Below are 25774 nucleotides of genomic sequence, written 5' to 3'. Positions count from 1 at the left end.
AGAACGGGAAGCGTGCGAGGGGCGACGACGCACCCGCACCCGCCGTGTGGCGGAACTCGGCAGCCGGGCAGGCATAGTGTCGAGGGATGGAAGGCACCGCACCCCCCACCGGCTACGACCCGGCGTCAGCCGACCGCTACGCCCCCGAACCGGACAAACGCCCAGGACGAACCGCCTTCCAACGCGACCGCGCCCGCATCCTCCACTCCGCGGCCCTGCGACGCCTCGCCGGCAAGACCCAGGTCGTCACCCCGGGCGAGCGCGGCGCCCGCGCCTGGGACGCCAGCCCCAGAACCAGGCTCACCCACTCGCTCGAATGCGCCCAGGTCGGCCGTGAGCTGGGCGCGGCCCTCGGCTGCGACCCCGACCTGGTGGAGGCCGCCTGCCTGGCCCACGACCTCGGCCACCCGCCCTTCGGCCACAACGGCGAACAGGCGCTGAATGCCTTCGCCGACGACTGCGGGGGCTTCGAGGGCAACGCCCAGTCCCTCAGACTCCTCACCCGCATCGAGCCCAAGCGGTTCACCCCGGACGGGTCCGTCGGCCTCAACCTCACCCGCGCCGCCCTCGACGCCGCGACCAAGTACCCCTGGCCGCGCGGCGCCCACCCCACCGACCCGGCGTCGCACAAGTTCGGCGTCTACGCGGACGACCGCCCCGTGTTCGACTGGGTCAGGGCGCACGCCCCCGGCACCCGCACCTGCTTCGAGGCCCAGGTGATGGACTGGGCGGACGACGTGGCGTACTCGGTGCACGACGTCGAGGACGGTCTGCACGCCGGCCACATCGACCCCAACTGCCTGCACGCCGAGCCCGAGCGGCAGGAGGTGTTCCGGGTCGCCGTCGGCCGGTACGTCCCCGCCGGCACCGACCCGGCCGAGCTGGCCGCCGCCCTCGACCGCCTCCAGGACGCCGAGTGGTGGCCGCACGGCTACGACGGCACGGCGGTCGCCCAGGCCCGTCTGAAGGACGCCACCAGCCAGCTCATCGGCCGGTTCTGCCTGGCCGCCGAGAACGCCACACGCGCCGCGTACGGCGACGGCCGGCTCACCCGCTACGGCGCCGAACTCGTCGTACCCCGCGAGGCCCGGATGGAGTGCGCGGTGCTGAAGGCGGTCGCGGACCGGTATGTGATGCAGCGGGCCGAGCAGGAACGGCTGCGCGCGGACCAGCGGGTGATCGTGGCGGAGCTGGCGCGGGAGCTGACCGCCCGCGCGCCGGACGGTCTCGATCCGCAGTTTCGGGCACTGTTCTACGGGGCAGGCGACGACCACGCGCGCAAACGGGTGATCGTCGACCAGATCGCCTCCCTCACCGACGCCTCGGCGCTCTCGCTGCACGCGAGACTCACGGGGCATATGTGAGCGGAACGTGACCGGCGGTGGCCTGATCGGGGCACCCCCTCTTCCCGCAGCACGCCGTGTGCGGCACGCTCGCACATGGCGGCACCCTTACGAGGAGGCATCAAGTGGTCGACGCGGATCAGACATTCGTCATCGTCGGGGGCGGTCTCGCCGGTGCGAAGGCGGCCGAGACGCTGCGGGCGGAGGGCTTCACCGGCCGGGTGATACTGATCAGCGACGAGCGCGACCACCCCTACGAGCGCCCGCCGCTGTCCAAGGGCTTCCTGCTCGGCAAGGAGGACCGCGACAGCGTCTTCGTGCACGAGCCGGCCTGGTACGCACGGGCCGAGATCGAGCTGCACCTCGGGCAGACCGTCACCGCGATCGACCGGGCCGCGAAGACCGTCCGCCTCGGCGACGGCACCCTGATCCGCTACGACAAGCTGCTGCTCGTCACCGGCGCCGAACCCCGCCGCCTGGACATCCCGGGCACCGGTCTGGCGGGCGTGCACCATCTGCGCCGGCTCGCCCACGCCGAGCGGCTCAGGCAGGTGCTGACCACGCTCGGCCGGGACAACGGGCATCTGGTGATCGCGGGCGCCGGCTGGATCGGCCTGGAGGTCGCGGCGGCGGCCCGCGGATACGGCGCGGAGGTCACGGTGGTCGACCCGGAGCCGACCCCGCTGCACCATGTGCTCGGCCCCGAGCTGGGACAGCTCTTCGCCGACCTGCACGCCGAGCACGGCGTCCGCTTCCATTTCGGGGCGCGGCTCTCGGAGATCACCGGCCACGACGGCATGGTCCTCGCGGCCCGCACCGACGACGGCGAGGAGCACCCGGCGCACGCCGTGCTCGCGGCGATCGGCGCGGCACCGCGGACCGCTCTCGCGGAGGCGGCGGGGCTCGAACTGGTCGAGCGGGCGCACGGCGGCGGCATCGTCGTCGACGAGCGGCTGCGCACGTCCGACCCGGACATCTACGCGGCCGGAGACGTGGCGGCCGTCTCGCTGCCCCTGTTCGGCACCCGGGCCCGCGTCGAGCACTGGGCCAACGCCCTCAACGGCGGTCCGGCCGCCGCCCGCGCGATGCTCGGCCAGGAGATCGTCTACGACCGTGTGCCGTACTTCTTCACCGACCAGTACGACCTGGGGATGGAGTACAGCGGCTGGGCGCCGCCGGGGTCGTACGACCAGGTGGTGCTCCGGGGCGACGCCGGCCGGCGGGAGTTCATCGCGTTCTGGCTGGCGGAGGGACGCGTGCTGGCCGGGATGAACGTGAACGTGTGGGATGTCACAGAGCCGATCCAGAGGCTGATCCGGTCCCGGGGCCAGGTGGACCCGGACGCCCTGGCCGACCCGAGCGTCCCTCTGGAGAGCCTGACCTCCTGAGCACCGGGCCTGTCGGTCCGCCCCCGTAGAATCACCTCGTGGCAGGACGGATCAACGACGAGGACGTGAAGGCGGTACGGGACGCGGTCCCGATCGACGCCGTGGTCTCCGAGTACCTCCAGCTGCGGAACGCGGGCGGCGGCAACCTCAAGGGCCTGTGCCCCTTCCACGACGAGAAGTCGCCGTCCTTCCAGGTCAGCCCCGGCAAGGGGCTCTTCCACTGCTTCGGCTGCCAGGAGGGCGGCGACACCATCACTTTCGTGATGAAGGTGGACCACCTCTCCTTCTCCGAGGCGGTCGAGCGGCTCGCCGCCCAGGCCGGCATCACGCTGCGCTACGAGGAGGGCGGGTACAACCCCGCCCACCAGCGCGGCGAGCGCATCCGCCTGGTCGAGGCGCACAAGATCGCCGCGCAGTGGTACGCGGAGCAGCTCGCCACCAGTCCCGAGGCCGAGACCGGCCGGGTCTTCCTCGCCGAGCGCGGCTTCGACCAGGCCGCCGCCGTCCACTTCGGCGTCGGCTACAGCCCCCAGGGCTGGGACCACCTCACCCGCCATCTGCGCGGCAAGGGCTTCAGCGACAAGGAACTGATCCTCTCCGGGCTCTCCCAGGAGGGCCGCCGGGGGCCCATCGACCGCTTCCGGGGCCGCCTGATGTGGCCCATCCGGGACATCGGCGGCGAGGTCGTCGGCTTCGGCGCCCGCAAGCTCTACGAGGCGGACAACGGCCCGAAGTACCTGAACACCCCCGATACGGCGATCTACCGCAAGAGCCAGGTGCTGTACGGCATCGACCTGGCGAAGAAGGACATCGCCAAGGCCAGCCGGGCGGTCGTCGTGGAGGGCTACACGGACGTGATGGCCTGCCACCTCGCCGGGGTGACGACCGCCATCGCCACCTGCGGTACGGCCTTCGGCGGCGACCACATCAAGATCCTGCGCCGGCTGCTGATGGACAACGGCTCGGCTCGCGTGATCTTCACCTTCGACGGCGACGCGGCCGGGCAGAAGGCCGCCCTGCGCGCCTTCGAGGACGACCAGAAGTTCGCCGCCGAGACGTACATCGCCATCGCGCCCGACGGCATGGATCCCTGCGAACTGCGCCTCGCGAAGGGCGACGAGGCGGTCGCCGACCTGGCCGAACCCCGCACCCCGCTCTTCGAGTTCGCGCTCCGCCAGATCCTGAGCCGCTACGACCTGGACACCCCGGCAGGCCGGGCGGCGGCCCTGGACGAGGCGGCGCCCGTCGTCGCCCGCATCAAGAACAGCGGTGCCCAGCACGAGGTCGCCGTCGACCTGGCCGGCATGCTCGGCATCCTCGATACCCAGTTCGTGGTCCGCCGCGTGGGCCAGCTGGCCCGCTGGGCCCGCGAGCGCGGCGGCAAGGGCGGCCCGCAGCAGGAGCGCTCGCGCGGCGACCAGCAGTGGGCGGCGAGCGCACCCCGCCCCGCCTCCTCCGGCCCGGCCCTCACCCTGCGCAACCCCGTCTACGCCGCCGAACGCGAACTGCTCAAACTCGCCCTGCAGCGCCCCGAGCTGGTCTCCCCGGCCTTCGACGCCTACGGCGTCGACGAGTTCACCGCGCCTCCGTACGCCGCCGTGCGCCAGGCGGTCGCCGAGGTGGGCGGCGCCGAGTACGGCGTCCAGGACGCGCAGGAGTATCTGGTCCGGGTCCGCGAGGCCGCGCCCGACGACACCGTCCGCGCGATGGTCACCGAACTGGCCGTCGAGCCGATCCTGCGCCGCACGGTGGACGAGACCTATGCCGGCACGGTCCTGGTCCAGATCCGCCGCCGCGCCGTCGAGCGCCGCATCCATGACATCCAGTCCCAGTTGACCCGTCTGTCCACCGGCGGCGACCCGGCCCAACTGGCCGCCGTGCAGAACGAGATGTGGGTCCTCCAGCAGTACGACCAGGGCTTGCGCGAGCGGGGCGCGGAGGCCCTGTGAGGGTTCCGCCCGCCCGGCCGCGCCCCGGCGACCGCGGCACGGCGCCCCGCACCCCCTGAGCCACCGGCTCCTCGGTCACGGGCTTTCGGTCACGGACCGGATGCAAAAAGTCACCGCAAGCCCCTCGTGGCGGGGATGCGTCTTACTCCACACTGGGGGTCGGTGCCCGAGTCCTCGGAGCGCAGGCCGTCGACTCTCCACTTCCGAAACCGCTGCCGCACACCTTCAGCAGTGATCATCCTGGAGGTCGCCCCCGTGCAGACCCAGACCCTCACCCAGTCCGACAGCGCGACCAGCTCCACCGGTTCCACCAGCTCCACCGGACCCACCGCGGACGAGCCGGACCCGGAGACGGACGTCCTCGTGGCCGTGCCCCCGCAGGGCCCCGCCGCCCGGCATCCGGAGTCGGTGCCCGCCGAGCCGACGGAACCGCCGGCGGAGGCCCTCACGGACGAGCCCGAGGAGGCCGACGAACCACCGGTGGCCGCCGAGCCCGTCGAGACACCGGTCACGGCCCGGGCCGATACCAGCGGCCCCTCCGCCGACCTCTTCCGCCAGTACCTGCGCGAGATCGGCCGTATCCCGCTGCTCACGGCCGCCGAGGAGGTCGATCTCGCCCGCCGGGTCGAGGCCGGCCTGTTCGCCGAGGAGAAGCTGGGCAACGCCCCCGACCTGGCCAGCGAGTTGGCCCTGGACCTGGACCGGCTCGTGGTCATGGGGCGGATGGCCAAGCGACGGCTCATCGAGGCCAACCTGCGGCTCGTCGTCTCCGTGGCGAAGCGGTACGTCGGCCGCGGACTGACCATGCTCGACCTCGTCCAGGAGGGCAACCTAGGTCTGATCCGGGCCGTGGAGAAGTTCGACTACGCCCGTGGCTACAAGTTCTCGACGTACGCCACCTGGTGGATCCGCCAGGCGATGTCCCGGGCCCTGGCCGACCAGGCCCGCACCATCCGCGTCCCGGTCCATGTGGTCGAGCTGATCAACCGGGTCGTCCGCGTCCAGCGCCGCATGCTCCAGGAACGGGGCTACGAGCCGACCCCCGAAGAGGTCGCCGCCCACCTCGACCTGCTGCCCGAGCGGGTCTCCGAGGTGCTGCGCCTGGCCCAGGAGCCGGTCTCGCTGCACGCCCCGGTCGGCGAGGAGGACGATGTGGCCCTCGGCGACCTGATCGAGGACGGCGACGCCGCGAGCCCCGTCGAGTCCGCCGCGTTCCTCCTGCTCAGGGAGCACCTGGAGGCCGTCCTGTCCACGCTGGGCGAACGTGAACGCAAGGTCGTCCAGCTCCGCTACGGCCTCATCGACGGCCGCCCCCGCACGCTGGAGGAGATAGGCCGCCTGTTCGGCGTGACCCGGGAACGGATACGCCAGATCGAGTCCAAGACCCTCAACAAGCTCCGGGACCACGCGTTCGCGGACCAGCTCAGGGGCTACCTGGACTGAACGCAGCAGGGGGGCCGCCCACCGACGGCCCCCCTGCGCAAGTCCCGCCCCTGCGCGCCTAGTCCACCTCGGCCACAGCCTGCGCGAACTGGGCCTTGTACAGGCGGGCGTACGCGCCGTCCGCGGTCAGCAGCTCCGCGTGCGCGCCCTGTTCCACGATCGACCCGTTCTCCATCACGAGGATCGTGTCCGCGTCCCGGATCGTCGACAGCCGGTGCGCGATCACGAACGACGTCCGCCCCGCGGCCAGCTTCGCCATCGCCTTCTGGATCAGCACCTCGGTCCGGGTGTCGACCGAACTCGTCGCCTCGTCCAGCACCAGGATCGTCGGGTCGGACAGGAACGCCCGCGCGATGGTGATGAGCTGCTTCTCACCCGCGCTGACGCCCGTGCCCTCGTCGTCGATCACGGTGTCGTACCCGTCGGGAAGCGTACGGACGAACCGGTCGGCGTGCGCCGCCCGCGCCGCCTCCTCGACCTCGCCCCGTGTGACCTCGCGCGCGGCTCCGTAGGCGATGTTCTCGGCGATGGTGCCGCCGAACAGCCAGGTGTCCTGCAGCACCATGCCGATCCCGGAGCGGAGTTCGTCCCGGGACATCCTGCGGATGTCCACGCCGTCCAGGGCGATCCGGCCCCCCGACACGTCGTAGAACCGCATCAGCAGGTTGACCAGGGTCGTCTTGCCCGCGCCGGTCGGGCCGACGATCGCCACCGTGTGACCGGGTTCCACCGTGAGCGAGAGGTCCTCGATCAGCGGCTTCTCGGGGTCGTACCGGAAGGAGACGTGCTCCAGCTCCACGCGCCCGCGCAGCTCGGCCGGCCGCTCGCCCGGCACCGGGTCGGCCTCCTGCTCCTCCGCGTCGAGGAGTTCGAAGATCCGCTCGGCCGAGGCGACACCGGACTGCACCAGGTTCGCCATCGACGCGACCTGCGTCAGCGGCATCGAGAACTGCCGCGAGTACTGGATGAAGGCCTGCACGTCACCGATGGACAGGGAACCGGAGGCGACGCGCAGCCCGCCGACGACCGCGACCAGGACGTAGTTGAGGTTCGAGACGAACATCATCAGCGGCTGCATGACACCGCTGTTGAACTGGGCCTTGAACCCGGCCTGGTAGAGCGCCTCGTTCTGCTCGGCGAACGCCTTGGCCGACTCCTCGTGCCGGCCGAACACCTTCACCAGGGTGTGCCCGGTGTACATCTCCTCGACGTGGGCGTTCAGCTTGCCGGTGGAGCGCCACTGCTGCACGAAGTGCGGCTGCGACCGCTTGCCGACCCGGGTGGCCACGACGAACGACAGCGGCACGGTGACCAGGGCGACCAGGGCCAGGATCCACGAGACGTAGAACATCATGACGAGCACGCCGATGATGGTCAGCAGCGCGTTGATCAGCTGGCCCATCGACTGCTGGAGCGTCTGCCCGATGTTGTCGATGTCGTTGGTCGCGCGGGAGAGCACCTCACCGCGCTGGCGCTTGTCGAAGTACGACAGCGGCAGCCGCGACAGCTTCGTCTGCACGGACTCGCGCATGCGGAACACCGTGTTGTTCACGGCCCGGTTGACCAGCCTGGTCGCCACCGCCGTCAGCAGGCCGGCGATCAGGAACGTACCGGTCGCGAGCAGCAGGACGTCGCCCACGGCACCGAAGTCGATGCCCTTGCCGGGCGTGAAGTCGGTGCTCTTGAGCATGTCCGCGACGGAGCCCTGGCCATGGGCCCGCATCCGGTCCAGGACCTGCTCCTTGGTGGCCCCGGCCGGCATCCGGCGGCCGATGATGCCGGCGAAGACCAGGTCGGTGGCCTTGCCGAGGATCTTCGGGCCGATGACGCTCAGGGTCACGCTGACGAGCACGCACAGCAGCACGCCGTAGATCGTCAGCCGTTCCGGCTTGAACTGGGAGATGAGCCGTCTGCTCGACCCCTTGAAGTCCAGCGAGCGCTGGTCGGGACCTCCTGCGGACATCATGCGCCCCATGGGCCCGGCCATCAGGCGGCCTCCGCTTCCGTCAGCTGAGAGAGGACGATCTCCCGGTAGGTCTCGTTGCCCGCCATCAGCTCCCGGTGCCGGCCGGAGCCGACGACCCGGCCCTCGTCCAGCACGAGGATCCGGTCGGCGTCCCGGATGGTCGCCACCCGCTGGGCGACGATGACGACGGTCGCCTCGGCGGTCTCCTGGGCGAGCGCGCTGCGCAGGGCCGCGTCGGTGGCGTAGTCGAGGGCGGAGAAGGAGTCGTCGAAGAGGTAGATCTCAGGGCGCTGCACCAGGGTGCGGGCGATGGCCAGGCGCTGGCGCTGGCCGCCGGAGACATTGGTGCCGCCCTGCGCGATCGGCGCGTCGAGGCCGCCTTCCAACTTGCTCACGAAGTCCTTGGCCTGCGCCACCTCCAGCGCGTGCCACAGTTCCTCGTCGGTGGCGTCGGGATTTCCGTAGCGCAGGTTGGTGGCGACGGTGCCGGCGAACAGATACGGCTTCTGCGGCACCATTCCGACCGTCCTCGCCAGCAGCGTGGGGTCGATCTGCTGGACGTCCGTGCCGTCGACGAGCACCTCGCCCTCGGTGGCGTCGAACAGCCGCGGGACCAGCCCGAGCAGCGTCGACTTGCCGCTGCCCGTGGAGCCGATCACGGCGGTCGTCTCACCCGGCCGGGCCACCAGATCGACGGACTTCAGCACCGGCTCCTCGGCGCCCGGATAGCGGAAGCCGGCGCCCCGGATCTCCAGATGGCCGTGTGCGCGCAGTTCGGTGACGGGCGCGAGCGGCGGGACGACGCTCGAATCGGTCCCGAGGACCTCCTGGATGCGCTCGGCACACACCTCCGCGCGCGGCACCATCATGAACATGAAGGTGGCCATCATCACGGACATGACGATCTGCATCAGATAGGCGAGGAACGCGGTCAGGTCGCCGATCGCCATCTGGTCGCTGTCGATGCGGTGCGCGCCGAACCACACCACCGCGATGGACGACAGGTTCACCACCGTCATGACGATCGGGAACATCAGCGCGAGCATCCGGCCCGTGGCCAGCTGCATCTCGGTCAGATCGGTGTTGGCCTTCCCGAACCGTTCCTGCTCGTAGGTGTCGCGGACGAAGGCGCGGATCACCCGGTTGCCGCTGATCTGCTCGCGCAGCACCCGGTTCACCGTGTCCAGCCGGACCTGCATCGACCGGAACAGCGGTCGCAGCCGGCGCACGATGAGCGTGACGCAGATCGCCAGCACCGGCACGACGGCGACGAGGACCCCGGACAGCGGAACGTCCAGGCCGAGCGCCATCACGATGCCGCCCACACACATGATGGGCGCCGACACCATCAGCGTGAACGTCATCAGGACCAGCATCTGGACCTGCTGTACGTCGTTCGTCGTACGCGTGATGAGCGAGGGTGCCCCGAAGTGACCCACCTCACGGGCGGAGAAGGACTGCACCTGGTCGAACACGGCACCGCGCACGTCCCGGCCGAGCGCGGAGGCGGTGCGGGCGCCGTAGTACACGGCTCCGATGTTGCAGACGACCTGCGCCAGCGAGATGCCGACCATCAGGGCGCCGAAGGACAGGATGTAACCCGTGTCACCCTTCACGACACCGTTGTCGATGATGTGCGCGTTGAGGGTGGGCAGGTAGAGAGTGGCGCAGGTCTGCAGGAACTGCAGCAGCACCAGCAAGGCTATGGGTTTCTTGTACGGCCTGAGATGGGTCCGCAGAAGTCGTATGAGCACGCTACGTCTCTCGGGAGTCGACGACAGGGGGCTGGTGGGTGTGCCCTTGGCCCCTATCGTCGAACACTCCACCCGTGTTACCTCAACCCATTAACCCGGCGGCGAGGCGCGTACAACCCTGGGGATTCGGGGCGTTATGACTGAAATGCTCCAGGATGGGTCTGTTCCCGTACGGCCACGAACTGCTGCCGCACGGCCTGCCCCACGGCCAGCTCGTCGCCCGGCTCCAGCACCTGCGCCGCGGCCCCCTGCCAGGCCGGCGGGGTGCGCGGGTCGAGCGTGCCCTGCGACACGCCCAGGGCCCAGGCCGCCTGCCGGGCCGCGCCGATCGCCGCGTAGTCCGCGGGCTGGGGCACGACGACCTGCGCGCCGAACAGCGAGGGCGCGGCGGCCTGCACGGCCGTCAGCTCGGCGGCCGGGCCGAGCAGGAAGATCCGCCGCACGTCCACGCCCCGCCCGCGCAGCACGTCCAGCGCGTCGGCGAGCCCGCACAGCATGCCCTCGAACGCGGCCCGCGCCAGATGCTCGGGCTTCATCGACTCCCGTCGCAGCCCGGCGATCGTCCCCGCGGTGTGCGGAAGATTCGGCGTCCGTTCACCTTCCAGATAGGGCAGGAGGACGAGTCCGTGGGCGCCCGGCGTCGACTTCATCGCCAGCTCGGACAGGCTCTCCAGGTCCGGCAGCCCCAGAAGCTCGGCGGTGCCGCGCAGGGTGCGTACGGCGTTCAGGGTGGTGACGACCGGCAGATGCATACCGGTGGCGTCGGCCAGGGAGGTGATCATCCCGGACTGGTCGACGAGCGCCTCCGGGTGCACGGCCATCACGGACCCGGAGGCCCCGAGGCTCACCACCGCGTCGCCGAGCCCGATCCCGAGCCCGAACGCGGCGGCCATGGTCTCCCCGGTCCCGGCCGAGATCAGCAGCCCCTCCGGCGTCGTACCGGCCGCGTCCGACGGGCCGATCACCTCCGGCAGCATCGCCTGGTGGCCGAGCGCCAGCTCGACCAGGTCGGGCCGGTAGGCGCCGGTGGCGGCCGACCAGTACCCGGTCCCGGAGGCGCCGCCGCGGTCGGTGGTCCTGCGCGCCGGCCGCCCGAGCAGCTGCCAGACCAGCCAGTCGTGCGCCTGCAGCAGTACGGCCGTGCGGCGGGCGTTCTCGGGCTCGTTCTTCGCGAGCCAGCGCAGCTTGGTGACGGGCTGGGCGGCCTGCGGCGCACAGCCGACCGCCTGCGCCCAGGCCTCCCGGCCGCCGAGCGCGTCGACGAGATCCGCCGCCGCGACCTGCGCCCGCTTGTCGCCGCCGACCAGTGCGGGGCGCACGGTGTTGCCCTGGGCGTCCAGCGGGATCACCGCGTTCTGCTGGGCCGACACGCCGATGGCCTGCACGCCCTCCAGCAGGCCGCCGCCCGCGGCCTCGCCGAGGGAGAGCAGCCAGGCCTGCGGATCCACGTCACTGGGGCGTGCGCCGTCCGGCGTCTCGACCGGATGCGGTGCGTAGCCCTGCCGTAGTACGGCACCGGTGTCCGTGTCGCAGACCACGATGCGTGTGAAGTCCGGTGAGCTGTCCAGCCCGGCGACTATCCCCATACGGAGAATTTTGCAGCATTCCTGCGGTTGTTTTCGCCGGGGGCGGCGACTGGCCGTGGGCTGCCCCGTGACGTGCGCTCCGAAAAGTCCCCCGACGCGTCGCCTACGTGTTGCTCGTGCCCCAGTCGTCGTCGGGAGCGCCGTTCGGGTTTCGCTCCCGGAGGGACCGGACCCGCTGGGCCACGGTCTCGGGGACGCGGTCCCCGACCTTGCCGCTGACCGTGTGGAAGGCCATGCCGGCGTACTGGCGGCCCTGCTGGGCGGCGCTCTCGGCGGTATTGCGCACGGCCGGGTTCTGGGCGATCCGCCGGGCGGACTTCTTCAGCTGCTCGTAGCGCTCGCGTCCGGCCCTCGTGCCGAGTACGTAACCGAGAGCCAGTCCGGCGACGAACGTGAGCCGGTAGCGCATGGCTGCCACCCTTCCTTGCCTGTCTGCGGTGCGACGTGGGCGCCGGGGATACCGATTGGCGGAGCACCCCCCTGCTTGCGCTAATGTATGTGTCGCAGCGAGCGCCCGCCCCCTGGCGAATACCCAGGTAGGTACGTTCGATGCAATCGAGGCGATCCTCCGTAGCTCAATTGGCAGAGCAGCCGGCTGTTAACCGGCAGGTTACTGGTTCGAGTCCAGTCGGGGGAGCTTCGGTCCTCCGTAGCTCAATTGGCAGAGCAGCCGGCTGTTAACCGGCAGGTTACTGGTTCGAGTCCAGTCGGGGGAGCGCAGTGAACGAGGACCCCTAGGGGGTCCTTTTTCATGCCCGCGGGAACCGCCGCGCCTGCGCCGCTGTCCTCAAGGTCGTGAGCAGCGCGGATGCCGACCATCCGAAGCAGGAGATCGTATGAGCGGCTATGCTGCGGCAGACGGCGCGCACACATGTACGCGACACGCCGCTATGGGGCGGTAGCTCAGCCGGTTAGAGCAGCGGACTCATAATCCGTCGGCCGTGGGTTCGAGTCCCACCCGCCCCACCACTCGCTACACGTGCAGAAACCTTCTGACCTGCGGAATCGCGGGGTCCCGACGGGTCGAAGCCCTGGCACTTCATGCCGGCACCGTACGCCGGACGGATGCCCCTGACCGCCCGCACCTGCTGACGGATTCCTGACCTTCGGCGGCACGTCCCGTGGCCCTCGTCGCCGCAGGGATGCCGGACGTGACGTCCGTCTTCTGCAAGGGCTTCGGGCATTCCGTCGCCGGCTCGCGGCGGTTGGGATGGAAGCCGTGAGATCGCGCATTCCTTCGCTCCGGCCGCCGGTGTTCCGGGGGCGGTTGCACGACGCCCGGACGGCGACCTCGATCGGGCGGTGGCTGGGCCTGGCGTTCGCCGTGTGCTTCGTCACCGGACTGATCAGCCACTTCCTCCAGCATCCGCCGGGCTGGCCGGCCAACGACCTGCCGAGCCGCCCGGTCTGGGGCTACCGGCTCACCCAGGGCCTGCACGTGGCCTCCGGCATCGCTGCCGTTCCTCTGCTGCTGGCCAAGTTGTGGACGGTGTACCCGCGGCTGTTCGAATGGCCGCCGGCGCGCTCGGTGCTGCACGCACTGGAGCGGCTGTCGATCGGACTGCTGGTGTCGGGAGCCGTGTTCGAGTTGTTCAGCGGGCTGCTGAACACCGTCCAGTGGTACCCCTGGCCGTTCTCGTTCGTGCCCGTGCACTACGCGGTGGCCTGGCTGGTGGCCGGGTCACTGGTGCTGCACATCGCCGTCAAGGCCCCCGAGATCAAGGCCCATTGGAGCCGGCGGTCATCGGGAACGCTCGCCCTGCCCGCCGAGGACGCACCCGACCGGCGCTCGCTGCTGGCCGCGGTGGCCGCGGCGGTCGGTGCGGTCACGCTGACCACGGTCGGCCAGTCCTTCACCCCGCTGAGGAAACTCGAAACTCGATCTGCTCGCGCCCCGGCACCCGGACCACGGCCCGCAGGGCCTGCCGGTCAACCGCACCGCTGCCGCGGCCGGCGTCGGCCGCATCCCCGACGACGCCTACCGCCTGGTGGTGGACGGGCCGCGGCCCTACACGCTGACGCTGGCAGAACTGCGCGGCCTGACACAGCGTGAGGTGGAGCTGCCGATCGCCTGTGTGGAGGGCTGGAGCAAGTCGGCGCACTGGACCGGCGTGCGCATGACGGATCTGCTGGACCGGGCCGGTGCTCCGCCGCACGCGCGCCTGCGGGTCGTGTCGTTGCAGCTCCGTGGCGGCTACCGGGTCTCCGAGATGAGCCACGGGCAAGCCCGCGACCCGCTCACGCTGCTCGCGCTGCGCCTCAACGGAGAGGAACTCACGCCCGACCACGGTTACCCGGCCCGCCTCATTGCACCGAACCGGCCCGGTGTGCTGCAGACCAAGTGGGTCGGCCGACTGGAGGTGCTGTCGTGAAGCCGCGGCAGGTGAAGGTGAGCGTGACGCGCGTGCTGGCCGGCGCGGCCGGACTGGCGCTGATGGGCGTGGGGGCGTCGTCGCTGCTGGACGTGCCCGACCTGATGGACGTCCTGGTCTGGCTCGGCGGGGCCCTGGTCCTGCACGACGCGCTCATCGCGCCGTTGGTCCTGCTCGCCGGACTGGTCCTGGTCCGCGGCGGCGTGCGCGGGCCCGTACGCGGGGCGCTGCTGGTCGCGGGCGCGTTGACGGCCGTGGCGCTGCCGGTGCTGCTGCGTCCGGGCCCCAGGGCCAACTCCTCGGTTCTGCCGCTGGACTATCCGCGCAACTGGCTGCTCACACTGCTGGCGGTGGCCACGGTCACCGCACTCGTGCTCGCCGCGAAGGGGTTCAGTCGGCATCGGCGCCGTCCGCCGTCCTGAGCCCGCAGGGGTTTCTCGGGCGGGGACGGCACCACCGGCGCCTCGCCGCCCCGCCCTCGGCAGCCTGAAGAGGCCGCGGTCAACCTCCGTGGATCTGAACGGAGTTGACGGACCTTCGGGTGGCACGTCGCGGGCGTGCGACGCGGGCGGCGGAGAGCCGCACGAAACAGGGCGTCCGTCCCCGTTCACGGCTCGGTGAGAACTCGCACGACCGGGCCGACCGGACGACGCCCGCCGGTAGCGGAATGCGACCATTGGGTTGACCCGTACATGCTTGAACAGCCCGTGTGTTGGGCACGCACCTCCTACCGGCATCCACCGCCGGGCCGTACCGGCAGAGGGAGGGCGTCATGGACCGTCGCATCCGGGTACGCGTCAGCCGACGCCCCACCACCCCGCGCGAACGCGAGATCGACCGCAGGACGCCGTCGGGGCGCATCCTGCCGTACTGAGCACCGCTGCGCGCAGCGGCCAGGGGTCCTTCCGGGGACGGGAGTTGCTCCCGGGTTCGGCGCCGGTCACAACGGCGCCCGCCAGGTGGCCGTCGTGCCCTGCGCGTCCTCACCGGGTCCGAGGTCTCCGTCGTCGTACACCGTCAGCCGTACGGCCGCCCGGCCGTCCGTGAGGGTCGCCGTCGCGTCGACGGTCACCTCGATGCGGGAGACGCCCCGGCGGCGGGCGGCGGTGTCGAGGGCCCGCCGGAGCGTGGTGAGCAGCTGGCCGGCCACGCGGTCCGGGACCCGGCTGTCCACCGCGCCCAGGAAGCGGGTGGACGGCTGGAAGCCGAGCACCGCCGCCACGCCCGCCGTCTCGCGCAGCACCCGGCCCCGCAGCGTGGTCGGCGCCTCGGCGGGCGGCTGCTGGAGCGCGAAGATCGCCGTCCGCACCTCCTGGACGGTCGACTCCAGCTCGTCGACCGCCTTGCCGAGCATGTCCTGCACGACCCCCACCCGGGCCCGGCGCTGCGCCGCCTGCAGCATCATGCCCGTGGCGAACAGCCGCTGGACGACCAGGTCGTGCAGATCGCGGGCGATGCGGTCGCGGTCCTCGTACACCGCGAGCCGTTCCCTGCGGTGCCGGGCGCCGGCGAGGACCAGGGCGAGCGCGGCCTGGGAGGCGAACTGGGTGGCCAGGCGGTGCTCGACGTCCGTGTACGGGCGGGCGCCGCGCCGGCGCGGCAGCGCGAGGGTGCCGATGAGCTGCCCGTCCGCCTGCAGCGGCAGCATCATGCTGGGCCCGAACCGGTGCCGGACACGGGTCGTCATCCGCGGGTCGGTCGCCGAGTCGTCGATGAACACCGGCTCGCCGCCCAGCAGTTGCTCCAGCACCGGGCTGCCGGGCTCGATGTTCGTCCCGACGAGGTCCCCGGGGTCGTCGTGCGTCGACGCGGTGACGATCTCCATCCCGCCCTCGGGGGTGGGCTGGAGGATGACACCGGCGCAGGCGTCGGCGAGCAGCCTGGCCCGTTCCGCGACCGTCATCAGCGCGTCCGCGGCGCTCTCGCCGCTCAGCAGCGCGGTGGTGACGGCCGCCGCGCCCTCGATCCACCGCTCGCGCTGCCGGGCCGCCTCGTACAGGCGGGCGTTGCCGATCGCGGCGCCCGCCTGGGCGGCCAGCACCCGCAGCAGCTGCTCCTCCTCGCCGGTGAACGGGCCGCCGCCGCTCCTGCCGATCAGACGCAGCCGACCGAACGGCTCTCCGCCGACCAGGATCGGCACGTCCAGGCCGTCGGCGTCCTGCGGCGCAGGTGTCGTCGTACGGATCTCGGCCGGGCCGCCCTTGCCGGGGTCGGCCGTGCTCAGCGCCGCGTACCGGGCGCCGGTCAGCTCGGCGGCGCCGTCCACGATGCGTTGCAGGGTGGTGCGCAGTTCGAGTTCGGAGCCGACCCCGAGGACCGCTTCGAGCAGCGGCGGCAGGTGCGGGACGGGATCGCCGGGCATACGGTGTGCCGCGCGCGGCTCAGGCGGCCAGCGGGTTCAGCACCAGTGGCTCGATCCGGCCCTCCAGCATGGCGCCGAGGCCCTGGGCCGCACAGATGTCGGGCCGGTCGGCGATGTGCACCGGCATTCCGGTGGCCTGCCGCAGCATCTGGTCGAAGCCGGGCAGCAGCGCGGAGCCGCCGACCATCACGATCCCGCGGTCGGCGAGGTCGGCGACCAGATCGGGCGGGCAGTCGCGCAGCACCTTGCCGATGCAGTCGAGGACGGCGGTCAGCGGGGTCTGTATGGCGTCGCGCACGGCGGCGGTGTCCACGCGCACACTGCGCGGGAGCCCGGTGACCACGTCGCGGCCGAGGACCTCGGTCTGCGTCGGGCCGTGTGCGGTGAGGCCGTTGCTGGACAGGGCTATGTGCAGCGGACGCACGGACTGTCCGGGCAGCATCAGCTTGTGCTGGTGCCGCAGGTGCTGCACCACCGCGTGGTCCACGGCCTCGCCGCCCACCGGGACCCGCTCGGCCGAGACGATGGACCCGAGCGAGAGCACCGCGACCTGGGTGGTCGCCGCCCCGCACACCATGATCATGGTGGCCTCGGGGCGCTCTACGGGCAGTCCGCAGCCGATGGCGGCGGCGATCAGGGTGTCCACCAGCTCGACCCGGCGCGCGCCCAGCCCGACCAGCGTCTCGGTGATCGCCCGCTGGGCCAGCGGATCGGCTCCGTGCGGGGTGCAGGCCGCCGCCCGCAGCCGCAGATTGCGCCGCAGGGCACGGCGCGTCTTGTCGCCGAGCAGATGCCGCAGCATGCGGTGGGCCATCTCGATGTCGACCACCGTGCCCCCGGACACGGGGCGTACGACCGTGATGTAACCCGGTGTCCGTCCCGTCATCCGCTCCGCCAGCTCGCCGACGGCTATGAGCGCGCCGGAACGGGTGTTCACCGCGGCGACCGAGGGCTGGTCGACGATCAGCCCGGCGCCCTTCACATAGACCCTGGTACGGGCCGCGCCCAGGTCGACGCCGAAGTGGCAGCGGCGCAACTGCTCCAGACTGACGTTCACGACGGTCCTCCCGGTGCGCGTGCTTCGGTGTCGGTGCGCCCGGCCGGCTGGCGGGCCTCTCACAGCATCCTGGACGCGCCCTGGGGGCGGGCGCCTGCTGGAGGGGGCCGGGCGGGGTGCCGCCGAACGGGGGTTTTCGGCCGCGGCGCGCGATCCGGTGATGGACAGCGGGCCCCTTTCCCCACTCGCCGCTCCGCCGGCGACGGCGCGTCGGCCGCCGGTGCGGCCGACGACGCACGTCGCAATCCCTGTGGTTCCGGCAGGAGTTGGCGGATTGCCGCCAGGACGCGTTCCCGCCACCTCCCGTCAACACCGTTGCATCACCACGCACCTGACACTCGTCGCAGCACACGAGCCACTCGGACAGACACCCCGACGAGAAGAGGCGTGGATGACCAGAGGACCAGTCAGACGCGGGGCGGCACTGCTGGCGGTGGGGCTGGTGAGCGCCCTGCTGCCGGCCGGCCCGGCGCTCGCGCGGGAGCAGGCGCCCGCCCCGCACCCTCCGGCCGCCGCCGGCCCGGCCACCACCGTCACCCTCGTCACCGGGGACAAGGTGACCGTCACCGACCTCGGGCACGGGAAGAAGACGGTCACCGTGCGGCGGCCCGCGGGGGCCACCGGTGCCGTACGGACGCAGGAGAGCGACGGCGAGATCAGCGTCGTACCGGACGAGGCGCTGCCGTATCTGCGGGCCGGGACGCTGGACCGGCGCCTGTTCGACGTGAGCGGGCTGATCCGGCAGGGGCTGACGGACGCCGGGACCGACACGCTGCCGCTCATCGTGACCTTCGGCAAGGGCGCGCGGGCCGTCGCCCCGGCCGGGACCGAGCGGACCCGCAGCCTGCCCAGCCTGCGCGGTGCCGCGGTCGAGGCCGGCAAGGGGCGCACCTTCTGGCGGTCGTTCACCCGCCGCGACGGCGTCGACAAGGTGTGGCTGGACGGCCGGGTGAAGGCCGACATGGCCGAGAGCAACGCCCAGATCGGCACCGGGGCGGCCTGGGCGGCGGGCCTGACCGGCAAGGGCGTCACGGTCGCCGTCCTCGACACCGGGGTCGACCTGAGCCACCCGGACCTGGCGGACCGGGTGAGCACCACCAAGAGCTTCATCGACGGCGAGGACGTCGCCGACCGCAACGGCCACGGGACGCATGTCACCTCCACCGTCGGCGGCAGCGGAGCCGCCTCCGGCGGCAAGGAGAAGGGCGTCGCGCCCGACGCCACGCTCGCCGTCGGCAAGGTGCTCAGCGACGCCGGCTCGGGCAGCGAGTCGCAGATCATCGCCGGCATGGAGTGGGCGGCGCGGGACGTGCACGCCCGGATCGTCTCGATGAGCCTCGGCTCCACCGAGCCGAGCGACGGCACCGACCCGATGGCCGAGGCCGTGAACACCCTCTCCGCCCAGACCGGCGCGCTGTTCGTCGTCGCCGCCGGCAACACCGGCGCCCCGTCGTCCATCGGCTCGCCCGGCGCCGCCGACGCCGCCCTCACCGTCGGCGCGGTCGACTCCGCCGACCAGGCGGCCTACTTCACCAGCGCCGGACCCCGCTACGGCGACAACGCCCTCAAGCCCGACATATCGGCCCCCGGCGTCGACATCCTGGCCGCCCGCTCCCAGCTCGTCGACGGCAGCGGCTACTACACCTCCATGAGCGGTACGTCGATGGCGACCCCGCACGTCGCCGCGGTCGCCGCGCTGCTCGCGCAGGAGCACCCCGACTGGACCGGCGCCCGGCTGAAGGACGCGCTGATGTCCAGCTCGAAGCGGCTGGACGCCTCCGCCTATGTGCTGGGCGCGGGGCGGGTGAGCGTGCCGGACGCCGTCGAGGCCCGGGTCACCGCCACCGGCAGCGCCGACCTCGGCTTCTACAGCTGGCCGTACGACGCGGACAGACCGGTGACCCGGACGGTCACCTACACCAACTCCGCGGACCAGCCGGTCCAGCTGAAGCTGTCCGTGCAGGGCGCCCCGGACGGCGTCGCCACGCTCGCCGACACCTCCCTCACGGTCCCGGCCCACGGCACCGCCGCCACCACGGTCACCGGCGACGGAGCCAAGGCGCCGGTCGGCGAGACCAGCGGACAGATCGTGGCCGCCGACCCGACCGGCAGCGCCGTCGCGCACACCGCGTTCGGGCTGGTCAAGGAGGAGGAGCGGTACACGCTCACCGTCCACGTCAAGGACCGCGCGGGCGCACCCGCCCCCGCCGACCTCACCGTGCAGCGGCTCGCGGCGGGCGAGGACGCCCAGCCCGCCCGTGTCGGTGACTCCGGCACCCTGCGGCTGCGCCTGAAGCCCGGCACCTACTCCCTCGCCACCTTCCTCGACGTGCACGGCAGCCACGGCGCCGACTCCCTCGGCCTCGGCTTCCTCACGGCCCCCGAGATCACCCTCGACCACGACCAGGACGTCACCCTGGACGGCCGCGGGCTGCGCGAGATCAAGGCCGACGTCGACCGGCGCACCGAGACCCGCCAGCTCCTGATGGAGTACGACCGGCAGGCGAACGGCGCCGACCTCTTCGGCGCGGTCCAGGTGCCCCTCACCTACGACAGCGTCTTCGCCGCACCGACCGCGAAGGTCACCCAGGGTTCCTTCGAGTACCGGACGGTGTGGCGGCTCGCCAAGCCCCTGCTGGAGGTCAAGGGCGTGGGCGAGGCGACGGTCCAGGCCGGCGGCACCCTGATCGAGGGCCGTACGCGGCTGCCGCTCGTCGACGCCGGCGACGGCCCGTTCAGCGGGGTGTCCGGCAAGGCGGTGCTCGCGCACCTGCCCACCGGCGCCGACCCGGCCGCGCTCGCCCGGGCCGCGCAGGACGCGGGCGCCAAGGCGCTGTTCGTGACGGACGACGCGCCCGGCCGGCTGATGGCCTGGTGGGGCACCGACGACAACGCCGACCGGCCGCTGCAGATCGCCACGGTGAACGCGGCGGACGCGGCCCGGCTCCGAGCGGCGCGGACGGTCGAGATGACCGGCACCCGCAACTCCCCGTACGTCTACGACCTGTCCGAGGGCCACCCGGGCGCGATCCCCGACCGCGACCTGACCTACGCGCCCGGAGACCACGGACTCGCCGCCGTCCGGACGAAGTTCCACGCGTCACGGGGCACCGCCGGCGGCGAGTTCCGCTACTCCCTCACCGGCACCTTCGCGATCGGCCTCGGCTTCCAGGAGCGGATCGACCTGCCCGCCGAGCGCACCGACTACGTCTCCACCGGCCCCGGCCAGCTGTGGCACGAGTCCGTCACGATCGGCGACGGGACCCTGGAGGAGCGCAGCGGTCTGGTGCGGTACTCGGGCGGCTCACGTCCGGAGCTGAACTGGTTCCGGCCGGTGTGGCACCCATGGCTGGGCACCGGGCTCGGCTGGGGGCAGCAACGCGCGGGCAAACAGATCCAGTTGAACACCCCCGGCTGGGGCGACTCGGGGCCCGACCACACCGGCTTCGGCGACGCGTGGAGCGCGGACAGCGGCATGAGCCAGTCCACCGCCGTCTACCTCGACGGCACACAGGTGGACAAGAACACCGGCTCCGCCGCGTACGTCTGGGACGCGCCCGCCGACGAACACGCCTACAAGGTCGTCACCGACACCGCCCTGGACGCGGCCCGCTGGCCGCTCGCCACGACGGGGCACAGCGAGTGGACCTTCCGTTCCGCGGCGACGCCCGAGGACCACTGGACCTGTCTGCCGCTGATCAACCTCTCCTACGCCCTCGACACCGACCTCGCCGGGACCGTGCGCGGCGGGCAGCGGATCCCGGTCGGGCTCGGCGCCGCCTACGTGGCCCGTGCCACCGGCACCGGAACCCTGACCGGGGGCCGGCTGGAGGTGTCGTACGACGCCGGTGCGACATGGCGGACGGTACGGCTGACCTCTGGCCGGGGCGCCGCGTGGCACGGCACGCTCAGCGTCCCGCGCGGGGCGCCGTCCGTCTCGCTGCGGGCCTCGGCCCACGACGACAAGGGCGGCTCGGTGACCCAGGAGATCATCCGGGCGGTGGGGGTGAGATAGCGCCGCGGGGGTGGTCCGGGGGCTGTACGACGCCCCGGATCACCCCCAGCTCCACCAGGTCCTGCGGCCGGATCCGGAGCTGCTCGGCGGTCGCCTCGACCTCTGCCGTCGGGCGCTTGAGGATGGCCGCCGCCAGTTCCGGGGCGATCACCGAGAAGTAGCTGTCCGGGGTGGCCCAGGTGTTGCCGGGCGCGGCCAGGGCGAGGGCCCCGCCGGAGCCGCCCTCCCCTATGACGAGCGTGGTGACCGGGACCCCGGCCGCGGCCACCGCCGCGAACACCTCCGCGATCGCCGCGCCGGCCCCCTGCCGCTCCGCCTCCGCGTCGTTCGCGGCGCCCGGGGTGTCCACCAGCGTCAGCACGGGGATGCCGAGCCGGTCCGCGAGCCGGATCAGCCGGGCCGCGGTCCGGTACCCGGCGGGCCGGGTCGCCGCCCCGGTCTGCGCCGCGTAGGCCACGGTACGACCGTCCCGCTCACCGAACCCACACCGCATGCCGCCCGGATCCGTGCCGCCGCACCGGTCGCCGCCGATGTCACGGCGCCGGGCGAAGTAGGCGTCCAAGTAGGCCTGCGCGCGGGGCCGTTCACCGTCCCGGGCGCGCCGGACGGCGTCCCAGCCGGTGACCGGGAGTCCGGCGGCGCCGAGCGCGGCCGGGACGGGGGCCGGTGCGACGGGCCGGTCGCCCGCGTCCCGTGTCCCCCTCCGGCCGGCCGGACCGCCGGTCAGGAGCCGCAGCCACGACCCCAGTACCTCCTTCAGTTCGGCCGGGTCCACCACCGCGTCCGCCGAGCCGACCGCCACCTGGGACTCCGCGGTGTAGGCGGCGGGGTCGGCGTCGGCCGGGCGGACGCGGGAGCCGGCGAAGCCGACCTGGGCGCCGGGCAGCGCCAGCACGACGTCGGCGCCCGCGCCGAGCGTGGCCCAGCCGCCGCCGGTCGTCGGGTCCCGCACCACGGCGATCTGCGCCAGCCCCGCCGCACGGGTGAGCGCCGACTGCCGGGCCACGCGCTGCAGTTGGCTCAGTGCGAGCATGCCCTCCTGCATCCGGCTGCCGCCGGTCGCGGTCAACGGTACGACCGGCAGCCGGTGTTCACGGGCGTGGGCGTAGGCCGCCTCCAGCCGGTCCCCGGTGCGTTCGCCGAGGGAGCCGCCGAGGAAGCCGAACTCGAAGGCGATCAGCACGGCCCGGGTGCCCCCGACGTCCGCGGTGCCGCAGACGACGGACTCCTCCTCGCCGGTGCGCTCGGCGGCACGGGCGCGTGCGGCGTCGTAGCCCGCCCAGCCGAGGGGGCCGTCCGGGCCCGACCGCCGTGCCGGGCAGGGGAGTTCGGCGAAGCTGCCGGCGTCCGCGACCAGGGTCAGGATCTCCCGGGCCGAGCGCCGCTCAGACATCGGCCAGTGCCCGCTTCATGATCTTTCCCATGTCGTTGCGGGGCAGCGCGTCCAGGTAGCGGACGACCCGGGGGCGCTTGTGCGGGGCGAGGCGCCGGGCCACGTGGTCCGCCAACTCCTCGACTGCGGGCGGCGCCTTCGCGTCGGCCGGGACGATCCAGGCCACGATCCGCTCACCCAGGTCCGCGTCCGGCTCGCCGGTGACCGCCGCCTCCCGCACCGCCGGATGCTCCAGCAGTGCGTTCTCGATCTCGCCGGCCCCGATCTTGTAGCCGCCGCTCTTGATCAGATCCGTGGCCTTGCGCCCGACGATGCGCACGTACCCGTCGCTCTCCCGCACCGCCATGTCACCGGTGCGGAACCAGCCGTCGGCGGTGAACGCGGCGGCCGTGGCGTCGGGCCGGTTCAGGTACTCGGTGAACAGGTTCGCGCCGCGCACCTGGATCTCGCCGACACTCTCCCCGTCCTGCGCCGTGATCGGCGTCCCGTCGTCCTCCACGAGCCGCAGCTCGACGCCGGGCAGCGGTACGCCCACGGTCCCCGCGCGCGCCTCCCCGTCGGCCCGCACGCTGGTGTTCATCAGCGTCTCGGTCATGCCGTACCGCTCGATCACCCGCCGTCCGGTGGCCGCGGCGATCCGCTCGTGGTCGTGCACCGGCAGCGCTGCCGAGCCCGAGACCAGCAGCCGGGCCCGCCCGAGGGCCTCCGCCAGCTCCGGGTCCGCCGGGAGGGCCTCGGCGATGCGGTGGTACATCGTCGGCACCCCGAACAGCATGGTCGCGCCGGCGTTCAACTCCCGCGCCACGCCCTCGGTGGAGAACCGGCCGAGGTGCCGGACGCTGCCGCCGCGCCGCAGCGGTCCGAGGGTGCCCAGCACGAGCCCGTGCACATGGAACAGCGGCAGCCCGTGCACCAGCACGTCCTGCGCCGTCCACTGCCAGGCGTCGGCGAGCGCGTCCAGGGTGGTGGCGAGGGCCCGGCGGGGCAGGACGGCGCCCTTGGGCGGGCCGGTGGTGCCGGAGGTGTAGACGATCAGCGCCGGGTCCGTGTCGGAGGCGGACTCCTCGGGCACGGCGCCGCGGGCGTCCGCGTCGACGTCCAGCCGCTCCAACGCGCCGAGCGCGTCCGGGAGTCGGGCCCCCGGTGCGGCCAGCACCAGCGTGGGCGCGCTGTCGGAGACGATGTGCGCGAGTTCCTTCTCGCCCGACTTCGGGTTCAGCGGCACGGCCGCCGCCCCGGCGAGCAGGACGCCCGTCACGGCGACGGCGGTCTCCAGCTCGGGGGTGGCCCACACGGCGACCCGGCCGGCGCCGCGCAGCCGCCCGGTGAGCGCGCCGGCGGCACCCGCGAGATCGCCGTACGTCAAAGACCGCTCACCGAACCGCAGGGCGACCCGCTCGCCCGGACCACCCACCAGGGCGGGAAAGAGGGAGGACACGCGTCGCACTCCTAACACTGTCGACCGGTACCGTTCGGCACCCTTCCTACCCCAGGAGCCAGTTCCTCACCACCGTGCTCAGCTCAGCCGCGAGCCGGTGTACGACCGGAGGTTGTTAGCCTCACCGTGATCGGACCGTCGTACGAAAGGGAGTCCGCCATGCCCCGCATCGCCCTCGCCACCTACGACCCCGGCACCGAGCCCGGCAAGGACAGTGATCTGCCGGAGCTGGTGCGGGCGCTCAGGGCCGCCGGGGCCGGTGCCGAGGCCCGGTACTGGGACGATCCAGAGGCGGACTGGGCCGGCTACGACCTCGTCGTCATCCGGTCCACCTGGGACTACAGCTGGCGGGCCGAGGAGTTCGACGCCTGGGTGGAGCGGGTCGGCGCGCTGACCCGGCTCGCCAATCCGGCACCGCTGGTGCGCTGGAGCACCGACAAGCGCTACCTCGGTGAGCTGGCCGCCGCCGGTGTGCCCACCGTCCCCACCCGCTACATCGCGCCGGGCGAGCCCGCCGACCTGCCCGCCGACCACGAGTACGTGATCAAGCCGACCTCGGGCGCGGGCGCCCGGTTCGCCGCCCGCTACACGCCCGACGAGCACGAGACGGCGCTGCGGCAGCTCGCCCGGATGCACGCCGAGGGCTTCACGGCGATGGTGCAGCCGTACATGGCGGGCATCGACGTCGACGGGGAGCGGGCGCTGCAGTTCTTCGGCGGCGAGCTGCTGCACGCCAGCCGCAAGGGCGCCGTCCTCGCGCCAGGCACGCCGTACGACGCCGACAAGGTGGCTCACCCCGGCCTGGAGCCCTGGCGGCCCACCGAGGCGGAACTGGCGGTCGCCGAGAAGGCGTTGGGCGCCGTGCCGGGTGCGGACGCGCTGCTGTACGCGCGCGTGGACCTCGTGGACGGGGCGGACGGCGAGCCCCGGCTGATGGAACTGGAGCTGGTGGAGCCGAACCTGTTCCTGTGGCTGCATCCCGGGTCGCTGGAGCGGGTCGCACAGGCGATCCTGGCGGCTGCCTCCTAGACGATCACAGCCGTCCGCTGGAGCAGTCCCCAGGTGAACTCGGCGACCACCTCGTGCCGTACGCCGTCCGCGTCCGGCGCGGTGAAGGCCAGCCCCCAGCGGGTGGGTGCGGTGCCCTCCAGCGGGCGGGCCGGGGCGAAGGCGCGGGCGACCTCGTCCACCGTGCAGGACCAGGGGGCGAGGTCGGCCAGGGTCCGAAGCCTCGGGGCGGGGGCGTCCGGCGCCCGTACCAGCCACTCGTTCCAGACCCCGCCGTCCGGCCCGACCAGCACCTCGAAGCGCAGGTCGGGCCAGAGCGGCAGGGCCCAGCGGCGGGCCTCGCAGTCGACGTCGCCGAGCCTGTGCGGCAGCACGGTTTCGGGCTCGCCGAGGGCGGACCGGTACCGGGCGGCGGCGGACCGGGCCCTCGGGGAACGGACCATCGCCTGCCAGCGCTTGTTGGCCTCCCGCATGTCGGCCATCGACGCGCCGAGGGTCCGGCGGGCGTCCTCGACCAGATCCGGATTGTGGTCGGCCATGCGGCGCAGCAGCACCAACTGGAAGTCGACGTACATGCCCCCCATGGTGCCCGGCTCCCTCGGGACCATTGCCCGTGCACCTCCCCGTGACTAACCTGTGTTCGCCATGCCGATCGCTTGTTGAAATCTCGAACACGCGCCTATATCCAAGGGAGGGGGCC

Annotated in this window: 16 protein-coding genes, 3 tRNA genes and 1 pseudogene; 11 read left to right on the top strand and 9 right to left on the bottom strand. The window is 72.6% G+C overall.

Features of this window, described 5'->3' with window-relative positions; genetic code table 11:
* Positions 1 to 86 precede the first annotated feature (86 nt).
* The 4 genes from AQI95_RS16995 to AQI95_RS16980 all read left to right on the top strand — a co-directional run bounded on the left by AQI95_RS16995 (position 87) and on the right by AQI95_RS16980 (position 6123).
* On the top strand, positions 87 to 1364 hold the full coding sequence (locus tag AQI95_RS16995) for a deoxyguanosinetriphosphate triphosphohydrolase (protein WP_067123736.1): 1278 nt from the start codon (positions 87 to 89) through the stop codon (positions 1362 to 1364).
* Between the two features lie 104 nt (positions 1365 to 1468).
* Complete coding sequence (locus AQI95_RS16990) at positions 1469 to 2731, top strand: NAD(P)/FAD-dependent oxidoreductase (protein WP_067123734.1); 1263 nt, start codon at positions 1469 to 1471, stop codon at positions 2729 to 2731.
* Positions 2732 to 2769: 38 nt separating this feature from the next.
* Positions 2770 to 4680: a DNA primase gene (dnaG, locus tag AQI95_RS16985; protein WP_067123732.1), complete on the top strand. Its 1911-nt coding sequence runs from the start codon at positions 2770 to 2772 to the stop codon at positions 4678 to 4680.
* A 135-nt stretch (positions 4681 to 4815) separates the two neighbouring features.
* Entirely contained in the window at positions 4816 to 6123 is a 1308-nt protein-coding gene (locus tag AQI95_RS16980) for an RNA polymerase sigma factor (protein WP_244188759.1), read from the top strand.
* Between the two features lie 58 nt (positions 6124 to 6181).
* Here AQI95_RS16980 and AQI95_RS16975 read toward each other — a convergent pair whose 3' ends face one another.
* The 4 genes from AQI95_RS16975 to AQI95_RS16960 form a co-directional block, all read right to left on the bottom strand.
* Positions 6182 to 8110: an ABC transporter ATP-binding protein gene (locus tag AQI95_RS16975; protein WP_067123730.1), complete on the bottom strand. Its 1929-nt coding sequence runs from the start codon at positions 8108 to 8110 to the stop codon at positions 6182 to 6184.
* Complete coding sequence (locus AQI95_RS16970; RefSeq protein ID WP_067123728.1) at positions 8110 to 9843, bottom strand: ABC transporter ATP-binding protein; 1734 nt, start codon at positions 9841 to 9843, stop codon at positions 8110 to 8112. The genes AQI95_RS16975 and AQI95_RS16970 overlap by 1 nt, the downstream gene beginning before the upstream one ends.
* A 134-nt stretch (positions 9844 to 9977) precedes the next feature.
* The gene (locus AQI95_RS16965; RefSeq protein WP_067123726.1) at positions 9978 to 11429 is read right to left on the bottom strand and encodes a xylulokinase; all 1452 of its coding nucleotides are present in this window, start codon (positions 11427 to 11429) and stop codon (positions 9978 to 9980) included.
* Positions 11430 to 11532: 103 nt separating this feature from the next.
* Positions 11533 to 11838: a hypothetical protein gene (locus AQI95_RS16960; RefSeq protein WP_067123724.1), complete on the bottom strand. Its 306-nt coding sequence runs from the start codon at positions 11836 to 11838 to the stop codon at positions 11533 to 11535.
* Between the two features lie 155 nt (positions 11839 to 11993).
* Here AQI95_RS16960 and AQI95_RS16955 point away from each other — a divergent pair.
* The 5 genes and pseudogenes from AQI95_RS16955 (at position 11994) to AQI95_RS16935 (ending at position 14223) form a co-directional block, all read left to right on the top strand.
* Positions 11994 to 12066 (top strand) — tRNA-Asn (locus tag AQI95_RS16955).
* A gap of 6 nt (positions 12067 to 12072) precedes the next feature.
* A tRNA-Asn gene (locus AQI95_RS16950) sits at positions 12073 to 12145 on the top strand.
* A gap of 176 nt (positions 12146 to 12321) precedes the next feature.
* Positions 12322 to 12398 (top strand) — tRNA-Ile (locus AQI95_RS16945).
* 241 nt (positions 12399 to 12639) lie between these two features.
* Positions 12640 to 13801: pseudogene (locus AQI95_RS16940) on the top strand (molybdopterin-dependent oxidoreductase).
* A 17-nt stretch (positions 13802 to 13818) separates the two neighbouring features.
* Positions 13819 to 14223 (top strand): hypothetical protein, encoded by a 405-nt coding sequence (locus tag AQI95_RS16935; RefSeq protein WP_067124093.1) that lies wholly within the window; start codon positions 13819 to 13821, stop codon positions 14221 to 14223.
* A gap of 518 nt (positions 14224 to 14741) precedes the next feature.
* On the opposite strand, the gene AQI95_RS16930 is transcribed toward AQI95_RS16935, so the two are convergent.
* Both AQI95_RS16930 and mreB read right to left on the bottom strand, forming a co-directional pair.
* Positions 14742 to 16163: a sensor histidine kinase gene (locus AQI95_RS16930; protein WP_067123722.1), complete on the bottom strand. Its 1422-nt coding sequence runs from the start codon at positions 16161 to 16163 to the stop codon at positions 14742 to 14744.
* 19 nt (positions 16164 to 16182) lie between these two features.
* Positions 16183 to 17220, bottom strand: coding sequence for a rod shape-determining protein (gene mreB, locus AQI95_RS16925; RefSeq protein ID WP_067123720.1), 1038 nt, complete (start codon positions 17218 to 17220; stop codon positions 16183 to 16185).
* A gap of 391 nt (positions 17221 to 17611) precedes the next feature.
* On the opposite strand from mreB, the gene AQI95_RS16920 reads away from it, so the two are divergent.
* Entirely contained in the window at positions 17612 to 21235 is a 3624-nt protein-coding gene (locus AQI95_RS16920) for a S8 family serine peptidase (protein ID WP_067123718.1), read from the top strand.
* Here the strand turns inward: AQI95_RS16920 and AQI95_RS16915 are convergent.
* Both AQI95_RS16915 and AQI95_RS16910 read right to left on the bottom strand, forming a co-directional pair.
* On the bottom strand, positions 21210 to 22628 hold the full coding sequence (locus AQI95_RS16915) for a carboxyl transferase domain-containing protein (RefSeq protein ID WP_208614194.1): 1419 nt from the start codon (positions 22626 to 22628) through the stop codon (positions 21210 to 21212). The two genes, AQI95_RS16920 and AQI95_RS16915, sit on opposite strands and share 26 nt — an antisense overlap.
* Positions 22621 to 24066 (bottom strand): acyl-CoA synthetase, encoded by a 1446-nt coding sequence (locus tag AQI95_RS16910; protein WP_067123716.1) that lies wholly within the window; start codon positions 24064 to 24066, stop codon positions 22621 to 22623. Before AQI95_RS16910 ends, AQI95_RS16915 begins: the two co-directional genes overlap by 8 nt.
* 159 nt (positions 24067 to 24225) lie before the next feature.
* Between AQI95_RS16910 and AQI95_RS16905 the strand changes: the two genes are divergently transcribed.
* Entirely contained in the window at positions 24226 to 25095 is an 870-nt protein-coding gene (locus tag AQI95_RS16905; RefSeq protein ID WP_067123714.1) for an ATP-grasp domain-containing protein, read from the top strand.
* Here the strand turns inward: AQI95_RS16905 and AQI95_RS16900 are convergent.
* Positions 25092 to 25649, bottom strand: coding sequence for an RNA-binding protein (locus AQI95_RS16900; protein WP_244188758.1), 558 nt, complete (start codon positions 25647 to 25649; stop codon positions 25092 to 25094). The two genes, AQI95_RS16905 and AQI95_RS16900, sit on opposite strands and share 4 nt — an antisense overlap.
* Positions 25650 to 25774: the final 125 nt, after the last annotated feature.

This window comes from Streptomyces yokosukanensis, assembly GCF_001514035.1.
Lineage (GTDB): Bacteria > Actinomycetota > Actinomycetes > Streptomycetales > Streptomycetaceae > Streptomyces > Streptomyces yokosukanensis.
This window is presented reverse-complemented; position numbering and strand designations above follow the sequence as displayed.

Coding starts and splice junctions, on each gene's coding strand:
- AQI95_RS16995 (WP_067123736.1), top strand. CDS start 87: ATGGAAGGCACCGCACCCCCCACCGGCTACGACCCGGCGTCAGCCGAC.
- AQI95_RS16980 (WP_244188759.1), top strand. CDS start 4,816: ATGCGTCTTACTCCACACTGGGGGTCGGTGCCCGAGTCCTCGGAGCGC.
- AQI95_RS16975 (WP_067123730.1), bottom strand. CDS start 8,110: ATGGCCGGGCCCATGGGGCGCATGATGTCCGCAGGAGGTCCCGACCAG.
- AQI95_RS16965 (WP_067123726.1), bottom strand. CDS start 11,429: ATGGGGATAGTCGCCGGGCTGGACAGCTCACCGGACTTCACACGCATC.
- AQI95_RS16960 (WP_067123724.1), bottom strand. CDS start 11,838: ATGCGCTACCGGCTCACGTTCGTCGCCGGACTGGCTCTCGGTTACGTA.
- AQI95_RS16930 (WP_067123722.1), bottom strand. CDS start 16,163: ATGCCCGGCGATCCCGTCCCGCACCTGCCGCCGCTGCTCGAAGCGGTC.
- AQI95_RS16920 (WP_067123718.1), top strand. CDS start 17,612: ATGACCAGAGGACCAGTCAGACGCGGGGCGGCACTGCTGGCGGTGGGG.
- AQI95_RS16915 (WP_208614194.1), bottom strand. CDS start 22,628: ATGTCTGAGCGGCGCTCGGCCCGGGAGATCCTGACCCTGGTCGCGGAC.
- AQI95_RS16905 (WP_067123714.1), top strand. CDS start 24,226: ATGCCCCGCATCGCCCTCGCCACCTACGACCCCGGCACCGAGCCCGGC.
- AQI95_RS16900 (WP_244188758.1), bottom strand. CDS start 25,649: ATGTACGTCGACTTCCAGTTGGTGCTGCTGCGCCGCATGGCCGACCAC.